This is a genomic window from Enterococcus mundtii (genome assembly GCF_002813755.1).
Classification (GTDB): Bacteria; Bacillota; Bacilli; order Lactobacillales; family Enterococcaceae; genus Enterococcus_B; species Enterococcus_B mundtii.
Genome location: NZ_CP018061.1, coordinates 1,643,004 through 1,655,517, shown reverse-complemented (window position 1 = coordinate 1,655,517; position 12,514 = coordinate 1,643,004). Strand labels below are relative to the sequence as shown.

At 40.3% G+C, this 12,514-nt stretch carries 9 protein-coding genes; 8 read left to right on the top strand and 1 reads right to left on the bottom strand.

All coding sequences use genetic code 11. The annotated features are described in order from the left end of the window. Positions 1–221: 221 nt before the first annotated feature. The 5 genes from EM4838_RS07805 (at position 222) to whiA (ending at position 5,419) form a co-directional block, all read left to right on the top strand. A complete protein-coding gene (locus EM4838_RS07805) occupies positions 222–1,487 on the top strand; it encodes a D-aspartate ligase (RefSeq protein ID WP_041684221.1) in 1,266 nt (421 codons plus the stop codon). A 3-nt stretch (positions 1,488–1,490) separates the two neighbouring features. Then, on the top strand, positions 1,491–2,195 hold the full coding sequence (locus tag EM4838_RS07800; protein ID WP_019723110.1) for an amino acid racemase: 705 nt from the start codon (positions 1,491–1,493) through the stop codon (positions 2,193–2,195). Positions 2,196–2,570: 375 nt separating this feature from the next. Then, positions 2,571–3,455, top strand: coding sequence for an RNase adapter RapZ (gene rapZ, locus EM4838_RS07795; protein ID WP_010735232.1), 885 nt, complete (start codon positions 2,571–2,573; stop codon positions 3,453–3,455). Beyond that, positions 3,452–4,447 (top strand): gluconeogenesis factor YvcK family protein, encoded by a 996-nt coding sequence (locus tag EM4838_RS07790; RefSeq protein ID WP_065096810.1) that lies wholly within the window; start codon positions 3,452–3,454, stop codon positions 4,445–4,447. The genes rapZ and EM4838_RS07790 overlap by 4 nt, the downstream gene beginning before the upstream one ends. Before the next feature lie 36 nt (positions 4,448–4,483). Beyond that, entirely contained in the window at positions 4,484–5,419 is a 936-nt protein-coding gene (whiA, locus tag EM4838_RS07785) for a DNA-binding protein WhiA (RefSeq protein WP_010735234.1), read from the top strand. Positions 5,420–5,814: 395 nt separating this feature from the next. Here the strand turns inward: whiA and EM4838_RS07780 are convergent, their stop codons facing one another. Further along, positions 5,815–6,330 carry a DsbA family protein gene (locus EM4838_RS07780; protein ID WP_071866253.1) on the bottom strand — a complete coding sequence of 172 codons (516 nt, stop codon included), beginning with the start codon at positions 6,328–6,330 and terminating at the stop codon, positions 5,815–5,817. A gap of 286 nt (positions 6,331–6,616) precedes the next feature. Here EM4838_RS07780 and nifJ point away from each other — a divergent pair, with 286 nt between their 5' ends. The 3 genes from nifJ to EM4838_RS07765 all read left to right on the top strand — a co-directional run bounded on the left by nifJ (position 6,617) and on the right by EM4838_RS07765 (position 12,512). Beyond that, a complete protein-coding gene (gene nifJ, locus EM4838_RS07775; protein ID WP_071866254.1) occupies positions 6,617–10,294 on the top strand; it encodes a pyruvate:ferredoxin (flavodoxin) oxidoreductase in 3,678 nt (1,225 codons plus the stop codon). 170 nt (positions 10,295–10,464) lie between these two features. Continuing rightward, positions 10,465–11,349 carry a diadenylate cyclase CdaA gene (gene cdaA, locus EM4838_RS07770; protein ID WP_010735241.1) on the top strand — a complete coding sequence of 295 codons (885 nt, stop codon included), beginning with the start codon at positions 10,465–10,467 and terminating at the stop codon, positions 11,347–11,349. Further along, positions 11,346–12,512, top strand: coding sequence for a CdaR family protein (locus tag EM4838_RS07765; RefSeq protein ID WP_071866255.1), 1,167 nt, complete (start codon positions 11,346–11,348; stop codon positions 12,510–12,512). The genes cdaA and EM4838_RS07765 overlap by 4 nt, the downstream gene beginning before the upstream one ends. Positions 12,513–12,514: the final 2 nt, after the last annotated feature.

Here is a 12,514-nt window from a genome sequence, read left to right as displayed (position 1 = left end):
AATATGTATTGTTTTCTTTTCATGAGTATTCTAGAATATTTTGTATGGTAGTTCTTTCTACACTTATTGGTATAGATAAAAACTTCCTATAAGTTCAATCCGTTCAAAAAAGAATTGAGCAATCGGAGGAGATTCCTTTGATTGCTTTTTTCTTTATGGTATGATATTCCTTGTGTAATTGTAAAAGAAAAAACAAGAGATTATTAAGTTAGTGAGAGATAATGATGAACAGTAATGAAAAAAATGAATTTATCCCTATTTTATTAGGTAGCGATATGAACGTTTATGGTATGGCCCGTTCATTTCACGAGGCATATGGCACAGTTTGTCAATCCTATGCGTCGAATCAATTAGCGCCTACCCGCTATAGCAAAATCGTAAACGTTGAAGTGATTCCAGGATTTGATCAAGATCCGGTCTTTATAGAGACGATGAGACGTTTAGCAAAAGAAAAATATACGGATAAAAATAAAAAATATTTACTGATAGCTTGTGGCGACGGATATGCTGAGTTGATTTCTCAGCATAAAGAGGAGCTGTCTGAAACTTTTATATGTCCTTATATCGATTATTCACTTTTCGAGCGATTAGTGAATAAAGTGAGTTTTTATGAGATATGTGAAGAATATCAGTTACCTTATCCCAAAACATTGATCATTCGAAAAGAAATGTTGAACAATGGCCGCTTAGAACAAGAGTTACCTTTCAATTTTCCTGTAGCACTAAAACCGGCAAATAGTGTGGAATATTTATCTGTCCAATTTGAGGGACGAAAAAAAGCGTTTATTATTGATAATCGCGAGGAATTTGATTTGATGCTAGGTCGGATCTATGAAGCGGGCTATACGAGCGAAATGATCGCACAAGACTTTATTCCTGGGGATGACAGCAATATGCGGGTCTTGAATGCCTACGTTGATGACCAGCATCAAGTACGAATGATGTGTCTAGGACATCCATTACTTGAAGACCCAACACCAGCGTCTATCGGAAACTATGTCGTGATCATGCCTGACTATAACGAGAAGATCTACCAAACGATCAAAGCATTTCTAGAAAAAATCGAGTACACTGGCTTTGCAAACTTTGACATGAAGTATGACCCACGAGATGGCGAATATAAATTATTTGAGATCAATCTTCGTCAAGGAAGAAGTAGTTTCTTTGTTACGCTCAATGGCCTGAATTTAGCACGTTTTCTAACAGAAGACCGTGTCTTTGGTGTGCCGTTCGTGGAAACGACCTACGGAACGAACCAATCAGATCAAGCGAAGCTATGGCTGGGCGTGCCAAAAAAAGTCTTCTTGACTTATGCCAAAGAGAACGAACAAAAACAACGTGCCTTGCAGTTGATCAAAGAAAAACGCTATGGAACGACTGTGTTTTATGAGAAAGATCACTCACTTAAACGCTGGGTATTGATGACTTATATGTTCCGAAACTATATTCCAAGATTTAAAAAATACTTTCATTCGAAAGAAGGCTAGTTCATGGAGAATTTTTTCAGCATCTTAGGTGGGATGGGAACGATGGCAACGGAAAGCTTTGTCCGCTTGATCAATCATCGTGTCAAAGCTGCCAAAGATCAGGATTACTTGAACTATGTATTGTTCAATCATGCGACAGTTCCTGATCGAACGGCCTACATTTTGGATCAAACAAAAGAAAATCCTGTCCCTTATTTAGTAGAGGATGTCAAAAAACAAAATTTACTACAACCGAATTTCATTGTTTTGACTTGTAATACAGCTCATTACTTTTTTGATGACTTACAAGCAGAGACGACGATTCCGATTTTGCATATGCCACGAGAAGCGGCAAAAGAGCTTGTCCGTCAAAAAACAACGGGTAAAGTAGCTGTTTTAGCAACTCAAGGAAGTATTCTTGCCGGTGTTTACGAAAAAGAGATCAAAGCATTAGGTTTTGACGTGGTGATTCCTGACCAAGAACTACAAGAAAAAGTGAACTACTTGATTTATCATGAAATCAAAGAAGCGGATCGGTTGAACAAAGAACTTTATTTTGAGATTCTAGAAGAAGTTGTTCAACGCTTGGCGTGTGAAAAGATCATCTTAGGCTGTACAGAATTGTCTTTGATGCAAGAAGTTGCCTCCGATAATCCTTATCCTGTGATCGATGCGCAGTCGATACTAGCTGATCGAACAATCGAGATGGCACTATCTGCTCGAAAGTAAGATACGTTTTTAGTGTAATAATAGTTGTGGGCTGAGTTTGATCCACAGGGGTTCAGCTCCTATAAATTAGCGCGAAAAGAGTTAGAGACAGAAATGTTTCCCCTCGAGAAATAAGACGCCATCCACGAAAATTGTTCTTCAAATTTTTGTGGATGGCGCCTTATTTCCGAAGAGGTTACTTTTGTTTCCATCGTTTATTCAGTTTTAGAATCTCCGAGAGGACTAATGTACCCCTCACTTTTCGCGCTTATTTTAAAGTCGTTTGATTTTGCTTTACAGCCTTTGAATAAAAACCAAAGAAATCGAATTCGAACTAGCAATGATACGCCCGGGATGATATAATTTTATAGGAGAACGAGAGAGGAGGCCATACGGATGGCTGATAATTTAGAACTAGTAATCATTACAGGAATGAGCGGGGCAGGTAAAACTGTGGCCATTCAAAGTTTTGAAGATATGGGGTACTTTTGTATCGATAATATGCCCCCAACACTGATCCCAAAATTCTGGGAACTGATCAAGGAATCGGGGAAAGTCACAAAAATGGCACTTGGTGTGGATCTACGTTCACGCTCTTTCTTTGAAGAGATCCAAAGTATGTTGATCGAGATCGAAAATACAAATTTTATTGATACCTCTGTCTTATTTTTAGATGCCTCTGACGAAGAGTTGGTTGCTCGTTACAAAGAAACCAGAAGAACCCATCCGATGGCTATGGATGGACTAGTAACGGAAGGCATCCGTAAAGAACGGGCGATTTTAAATGACATCAAAGCACAAGCTTCTGTCATTATTGATACGACGACTTTAACCCCACGACAACTACGTGAGAAAATCAATCAAACATTTAAAACAAAAGATGATCAAGGATTTCGCATTGAGTTTGTTTCGTTTGGTTTCAAATACGGGTTACCGATCGATTCAGATATTGTGATGGATGTTCGTTTTTTACCGAACCCTCATTATATCGCTGATTTAAGACCATTGACTGGGAAAGATAAACCAGTCTATGATTACGTCATGTCCTTTGACGAAACAGAATTATTTTATTTGAAATTCCTTGATTTATTAAAAACAGTCATGCCAGGATACATCAAAGAAGGAAAAAGCAGTTTGACTGTAGCGATTGGCTGTACGGGTGGACAACACCGTTCAGTTGCTTTAACAGAAAGGTTATCTCAAGCGCTTAGTGAAACATATAAAGTCAATGTAACTCATCGTGACAAAGATAAGCGCAAAGAGACGGTGAACCGCTCATGAAAATGAAAACTTACCGAATTCGAAAACCCAAAATCGTTGTAGTCGGAGGCGGTACAGGCTTACCTGTTATTTTGAAAAGTCTACGTAATCAAGGAGCCGATATCACGGCAATCGTAACCGTCGCAGATGATGGCGGTAGTAGCGGTGAGATCCGCCAGTCGATCGCGATGGCTCCTCCAGGCGATTTAAGAAATGTGTTAGTCTCGCTATCTGATATGCCTCAATTTTACGAAGATATCTTTCAGTACCGTTTCAAAAAAGAAGACCAATTTTTAGCCAATCATACCATTGGTAACTTGATCATTGCGGCAGTTGCTGAAATGAGAGGGAGTACTTATGAAGCAGTACAACTATTGTCTCGAATGATGCACGTGGATGGACACATCTATCCCTCTTCTGAAACGCCGTTGACCTTACATGCGGTATTCAAAGATGGAACGACAGCGATCGGAGAATCTAAAATCGCTGTTGACCGCAAAACGATCGATCGGGTATTCGTACGTAATACAGAAGACGAAAGTGAAGCCAAAGCAGGCCGCAAAGTTGTTTCTGCGATCATGGAAGCAGATATGGTTGTCTTAGGGCCGGGAAGCTTGTTCACGAGTATTCTTCCTAACTTAGTCATACCAGAAGTTGGTGAAGCCATGCTTCAAACGAAAGCAGAGGTCGTATACATCTGTAATATCATGACACAAAAAGGGGAAACAGAACATTTTTCAGATGCAGATCATATTCGTGTGTTGCATCAACATTTAGACCAACCCTTTATTGATACTGTTTTAGTCAATACAGAAAAAGTACCAAAAGATTACATGGACCCGGAAATCTACGATGAATACCTTGTCCAAGTAGCACATGATTTTAATGGCTTAAGAGAAGAAAATTGTCGGGTCATCTCGACAGACTTTTTAGAGTTGAAAAATGGCGGGGTCTTCCATGATGGTGAAAAGGTAGTCGAAGAACTATTTCGTATCGTCTTTGGCTCAAAGTAATTAAAGGAAAAATTTTGTGAAAAGGAGGTGGATAACGTGTCATTTGCAGCTGAGGTCAAGAAGGAATTGACTGGTTTGGAAGTCCATCGAGAACATGCAAAAGCGGAATTAGCCGCGTTATTACGAATGAATGGCTCACTTGGAATCGTCAACCAGCAATTCATCTTGAATGTACAGACAGAAAACGCCGCAATTGCTCGACGGATCTACTCACTTTTAAAAGATCATTATCAAGTACGAAGCGAACTGCTCGTACGCAAGAAAATGAAATTAAAGAAGAATAATGTCTACATCGTTCGCTTGAAACAAGGAACAAAAAATGTATTGATGGATCTGGATATCATGGATGGCATGATGTTCAATGGGCATGTTTCCGATGAGATCATGGGAAATGCACAAAAGATGCGTTCATATTTACGTGGCGCATTTATGGCGTCGGGTTCAGTCAATAACCCGGAAACAAGTCGCTATCACTTAGAGATTTATTCGATCTACGAACAACATAACCAAGATATTTGTAATATGTTGAATTACTATGGTTTACACGCACGTACACTAGAAAGACGTAATGGCTATATCTCTTATTTAAAAGGGGCCGAAAAAATTGCTGATTTCTTGACTCTGATTGGGGCAACAAATTCGATGTTGCGCTTTGAAGATGTGCGGATCGTGCGTGATATGAGAAATTCAGTGAACCGGTTAGTCAATTGTGAGACGGCTAACCTGAACAAAACCATTGATGCAGCATCAAAACAGATTGAAAATATTGAATTGATCGAAGCACGAGTGGGTTTACAAGCACTTCCGGAAAAGTTACAAGAGATTGCTGAATTACGCTTGCAACATCCTGAAGTCAGTTTAAAAGAACTAGGAGAAATGATCCCATCCGGAGCAATCTCGAAATCAGGGATCAATCATCGGATTCGAAAAATCAACGAATTTGCTGAAAAATTAAAGGAACAAGCATCCTAAAGAATAATGGGGTTTATTTTAATACGGATGATCGACAAGAAGCAGTCTATGTGGTTTGAATGATTTGTATCGGTTTCGATGTCTTCACATTTCATCGAAACGGGGAACAAATATCAGACCACTTTTTTTCTTTTCTTCAAACATGAGCATAACTTAGGCTAAATGGAGAGAAGGCAGAGGGAGTTACAAGAAAATACTGCCCAATATTTGTCAAATCACTTTCCACACATATTTAACAAATCATCCTAACATCAAACGAGTCCTGCAAGAAAAAACGCATCAGTTTCGTTCAATCGAAAATACTTCTTTCTTCCAACGAAAAAATAGACCGAAAAAGCCAATCGCTTTTCGGTCTATTTTTGATTTTGAACATCAAAGAATGATCAAATGATGAGTTATTTAACCAATTCACTCAATTCTTCTGGTGTGATCGATTCATCAAAGATATGTTCATCGATAATTACAGTAGGGACGAATTGGATGTGAGCAGCGTTTGCTTCATCGATGATTGCTTGAGTGATTGCTTGGTCTTCTTGTTCAGTTAAACCAAGTGTTTCAGTAGCATATTCAGCAATGCCGTCTAAATCAAGTTGTTTCCATTCATCTTGCGCATCGAAAATCGCTTTGATTTGTTTTAATGCGACTTTTCCATCCGTCGTAGTGATATGATGATGCATCACATTTCCTTTTTTTAAACTAGGTTTTTCTTTGTCGAACAATTTGATGATTCGTAAGAGTCTTCCAGATTGAACCGCCTCTTCTAAAATGTCATAAGATTCGATAAACCATTGTCGACAATAAGGACAAGCAAGATTGACAAATTCGATCATTTGTTTTGGTGCATCTTCGTTTCCGTACATGATTCCAGTAGTTTTGTTTGTTTTTGTTGCATCGATAATTGAAATATCCATTTTTTAACACCTCTTTATTCTATTGTAATAACTTTACCAAAAAAAAGACAATAATTTGTTCAAAAAATAAGTATGGGTAATTAGTCAATCTCTCATTTCCTAGATTATGAAGATAAAAGTTGTATGAGAGGAAAAGCTATTTTTTTTCTAGCTGTCGATTCTGGTCGAAGCATTTTTGTCATATCTTTAGCATGTGATTTTTCTTTCAAAATTAAGAGGTTTTCTTTGTTCGTTTACGGTATAATAATAAAGATTATTTAGATAAATTGAGCAAAGGTGATGAAACATGCGAAAAATGAAGACGATGGATGGGAATACTGCTGCTGCATATATTTCATATGCCTTTACAGAATTAGCAGCGATCTATCCAATTACGCCTAGTTCAACAATGGCTGAACTGGTTGATCAATGGGCAGCTTCAGGCAAAAAAAATATTTTCGGACAACCAGTGAAAGTCGTAGAGATGCAATCAGAAGCTGGTGCTGCAGGTGTCGTACATGGGTCACTAAAAACCGGAGCATTGACAACAACGTACACTGCTTCACAAGGATTATTATTGATGATCCCAAATATGTATAAGATAGCCGGTGAACTATTACCTAGTGTTTTTCACGTAGCTAGTCGAGCGGTGACGACGAATGCGTTGAATATTTTTGGTGATCATGGTGATGTGATGGCCGCTCGCCAAACAGGATTTGCGATGCTTGCGGAAAGCAGCGTCCAAGAAGTCATGGATTTAGCGCCAGTTGCACATCTAGCTTCCTTAGAAGGAGAAATCCCTTTCGTCAACTTTTTTGATGGTTTTCGAACGAGTCATGAAATCCAAAAAATCGAAGTGTTGGAATATGATGAATTAGCTCCTTTGATTCCTCAAGAAAAATTGCAGGCCTTTCGTGAACGTGGGATGAATCCTAATCGGCCGACGACTAGTGGAACGAATCAAAACCCTGATATCCATTTCCAACAACGAGAAACGATCAACCGCTACTATGATCGTTTGCCTCAAATCGTGAAAAAGTATATGGATAAAATCAATGAACTCCGAGGAACTTCTTATGATCTAGTCACTTATTATGGAGCAGCCAACGCAGAGGAAGTCATTATTTCAATGGGCTCAGTTGCGCAAACGATCCAACAAACAGTTGATTACTTGAACCAAAACGGTCGGAAAGTCGGCTTCTTGAATATCCATTTATATCGCCCGTTTCCAATCGAAACATTGATCGAAAAACTACCGAATTCCGTAAAAGCAATTGCTGTTCTAGATCGCAGTAAAGAGCCGGGAGCAGGGGGAGAACCTTTATTACTAGACGTTCAAAGTGCGTTATATGATGCAGAACGTCATCTGAAAGTGATCGGCGGACGTTATGGCATTGGTTCAAAAGATGTCACTCCTGATCAGATTGTAGCGGTATATGATGAATTGAAAAAAGAAAAAACGGATATGAAGAAACGCTTCACGATCGGGATCATTGATGATTTAACTTACTGTTCTTTGGAAGTTGGCCCATCGCTTGATTTGACCGAAGCGAATACGTATCAAGCGAAATTCTGGGGATTCGGATCTGATGGGACTGTTGGAGCAAATAAATCAGCGATCAAAATCATTGGTGACCATACAAACAAATACGCACAAGGCTATTTTTACTATGATTCAAAAAAATCAGGTGGTCTGACTGTTTCTCATTTGCGTTTTGGGGATACGCCAATCAGGTCGACCTATTTAGTCGAGCATGCCGATTTTGTCGCTTGTCATACCCCTGCTTATCTCCACAGCTATGATCTAGTAAAAGGGTTGAAACCAAAAGGGACTTTCTTGTTGAATACGCTTTGGTCAGACGAACAACTAGCTACGCATCTACCGACCCATTTAAAACGGTATTTAGCTGAAAATGAGATCCAATTTTATACGATCAATGCGATGCGCTTGGCGCAAGAAGTTGGTCTAGGTCGGCGGATCAATACGGCGATGGAAACAGCATTTTTCAAGTTGGCGAATATCATACCATTTGAAGAAGTCCTGCCGATTTTAAAAGAGGAAGCCATGAAGAGTTATGGTCATAAATCAATGGCGATCGTTGAAAAAAACATCAAGGCAATCGATCGCACGGTGGAATTGTTGCATAAAGTCGAAGTGCCGGCTGAGTGGGCAACATTGGCGCTTCCAAAAAAAGAAATGAACACCTCAAATCGCTATATTAGAGACATCCTTGAACCAATCAACGCTCAAGAAGGAAATCAGCTCTCAGTGAGGACCTTAGCAGAAAACGGAATGACACGAGGGGATATGCCTTTAGGAACCGCTGCTTACGAAAAACGCGGGGTCGCACTTGAAGTGCCCGAATGGATCAGTGAGCGCTGTACGATGTGTAATGAATGTTCTTTCGTTTGTCCTCATGCAGCGATTCGACCTTTCTTAGCCGATGAGGAGGAACTGGAAGAAGCACCGGAAGGGTTCATTGTTCGAGAAATGCGTGGACCAGATGGCTTGAAGTATCGTATCCAAGTGTCTGTCGAAGACTGTACCGGGTGTGGGCTATGTGTTGAAGCTTGTCCAGCAAAAGGCAAAGCACTCGTGATGAAGCCCTATGAAGAACAAAAGAAACAAGCAATCAACTGGGCATTTGCAATGACCTTGCGACAAAAAGAAAATCCGATCAAAGGCAAAAATACAGTGTTATCAACACAGTTCAATCAACCTTTATTAGAATTTTCTGGAGCATGTTCCGGTTGTGGGGAAACGCCTTACGTGAAGTTATTGACACAGATGTTCGGTGATCGGATGATGATTGCCAATGCCACAGGCTGTTCATCCATTTGGGGCGGAGCAGTACCGGCTTCACCATTTACCACAAATGATTGTGGGCAAGGACCTGCGTGGTCAAATTCATTATTAGAAGACAATGCTGAATTTGGTTATGGGATGCTTTTAGCCGCACAAACAAGAAGAGAAGCTTTAGCAGAAACAATGAAAAAAGTGATGCCTAAAGTCTCCTTAGAACTACGTGAGTTGATGGAAGATTGGTTGGCGCATATGTTTGAAAGCGAAGGAACCCAACAGCGGGCAGCTAAATTACGTGCGGCAATCGAAAATGAGCTTGAACTTGTTCCTGAATTACAAGCGATCTATCAAGAAAAAGATCTATTTGTCAAAAACAGTCAATGGATGATCGGTGGGGATGGCTGGGCGTACGATATCGGTTTTGGCGGAATCGATCACGTCTTGGCAAGTGGCGCAGATGTAAACATCTTAGTAATGGATAATGAAGTCTATTCCAATACAGGTGGACAAGTCTCGAAAGCTACACCTGCTTCAGCAATCGCTAAATTCTCAGCAAATGGGAAATATGCGTCGAAGAAAGACTTAGGCATGATGGCAATGACGTATGGCAATGTGTATGTAGCACAAATTGCTTCCGGTGCAAATCAAATGCAAACGATCAAAGCATTTGAAGAGGCGGAAAAATTCCCTGGACCATCGTTGATCATTGCGTATACGCCATGTATTGCTCATGGGTTACTAGGTGGAATGAAAGAATCGATCAAAGAAGCAAAAGAAGCAGTGGCTTCAGGTTATTGGTCGTTGTATCGCTATAATCCTGAATTGATCGAAAAGAATAAAACGCCGATGACGCTAGACTATAAAAAGCCTGATTTTACCATGATGGCTGACTTCATGCGCAAGCAAGTCCGTTTTTCATCACTAGAAACGATCCATCCACAGGCTGCGGAGCAATTATTCGACAAAACGATCCAAGATGCGAAAAAACGGTTTTACAACTATGCGGCGATGACTGGTCAATTAGAAAAAATCAAAGCGAAGATCGAACCGACAGAAGGTACTGAAAGTCCAGAGACCGAAACACCGAGAGTCAAAAAAGAACGAACGGTTGATCCGGAAGCAGAAGCTAGACGTGCTGCCAGACGTGCCGCTAGAGCGGAACGAAGAAAAACCAAAGAATGACAAAACGAAACGATCCAAGGAAATAGAATAACTTATTGGAGAATAAATTGAAAATGTAAATTTCTTGAAAAAAATTGGTTTTTGTTAGGAAATTCCAAGCAGATAAGTCTCTTCTGATGAAACATATGATATACTAAAGAGGAAATCTCAAAAGAGAAGAGAGGCTGTCTATGTCATTTCAAATCGGAGAACTTTTTAATTTAGACTATTGGCGACAAATGTTTTCCGGTGACTTGTTTTCTCAGAATTTTTTGGTGAACATACTCGATGTATTGGTTGTTTGGTATTTAGTTTATAAACTCATTCAACTATTGCGAGGAACAAAAGCAATCCAATTGCTAAAAGGGGTAGGGATTTTTGTTGTTATTCGGATCTTAGCCGAGATCATTGGTCTACATACCTTATCTTGGTTGATGAATCAAGTGATCACGTATGGTGTGATTGCGGCTATCGTCATTTTTCAACCAGAGATACGGCGTGGATTAGAACACCTCGGTCGTAGCTCACTTTTCAAACAATCGAAGAGTGAGAAGCAAGAAGATGAACAGATGATCCTTTCTTTCGACAAAGCGATCCAATATATGTCCAAACGTAAAATCGGTGCCTTGATCACGATCGAACGCCACACTGGTTTGGATGAATATATCGAAACAGGGATTGCTTTAGATGCCGATATCACTGGCGAATTACTGATCAATATTTTTATTCCGAATACACCGCTGCATGATGGTGCAGTGATCGTAAAAGATGGAAAAATTGCAGTAGCCAGTGCCTACTTGCCTTTATCTGAAAGTATGTTGATTCCGAAAGAATTCGGAACCCGTCACCGAGCGGCTGTCGGAGTCAGTGAGGCGAGCGATGCGATTACGATCGTTGTCTCAGAAGAAACAGGAGATGTCAGCATTACGTTGGATAACCAATTGATGCCTGGCTTATCTCAAGAAGAATATTTGACGATCTTGCGTAAAAATTTGATCGTCGAAGAAAAAAACAAAAATAAAAATACGCTCCAAACCTTCTTAGACGTGATGACTAAGGGAGGGGATCACAAATGATCTCAAAAGAGAGGCGTAAAAGTATCTTATATGCGTTTGTTGCGTTATTATTCAGTATTGTGCTGTATTTTAATGCAAACGGACAAACTGTCCAAGACACGCTGTCAGGAAATGAAGCCTATACGCAAAACGTTTCTGATGTGTCAGTACAACTTTTATACGACACGGATCAATATTATATCCATGGATATGAGAGTACAGTCACAGCGAAGTTGTCCAGTGCCAATCGTGTTCAGTTGAATGCCGAAGCAATTGAAGATACAAGAATGTTTCGAGTGACAGCGGATCTCACTGGTTTAGGTGAGGGAACACATGAAGTACCATTGAAAACCAGAAATCTGAGCAGTGCGGTCAAAGCAAAACTAGAGCCAGATACGATCACAGTGACTATCGAGAAAAAAGTGACGAAAGAATTTGAGGTCACGCCATTACTCACTACAGAATCAACTCCAGCTGGATTCGAATTGAATGACCTTGAACTATCACCAAAAAAAGTGACGGTCACGACTGGTGATCAGACACTGGAAGAGATCCAACAGGTCGTAGCGAGGATCGAACCTGCGATGATCACGGACGATGGGGTCGACACGAGAGTCACTGTACAAGCATTGAATAGTGCAGGAGAACCTTTAAGTATTGTCTCAGATCCAGTGCAAGTCACTGCAAAAGCAACGGTCACAAAGCCTACGAAAACGATCCGTCTTTATGGAACAGCGCAAGGGACTCCCGCAGATAACGTGGAGAGTTACGATTTCAGTTTCTCTGACATTGAAGCAGAAGTCACTGGTTCAGAGAGTCAACTGGCTCAACTAGGAAATAGCATCACGATACCTATCGATATTTCTGGGATCGTCCACCGGACGACAAGAAATATTGATATTCCGGTAGAGAGTGGACTTAGTATCACACCAACTTCAATCGATGTTGAGATCACACCGATCCTGAAAACAAGTACGGAAAACACTAGCCGTTCTAATTCGGGAAATTCGGGAGGAAGTACAACTTCTGGTGCAGAGTCGACACCTGCGAACTCTTCGTCATCGACGACACGTCAGTCCGAAGAGACGCAGTCAACATCAAGTGAAGGGTCGAATGAATCATCAAGTGAGACAACACAATCAAGTAGTCAACCGAATAGTCAAGAGGATTCATCGGAAAATTAAGT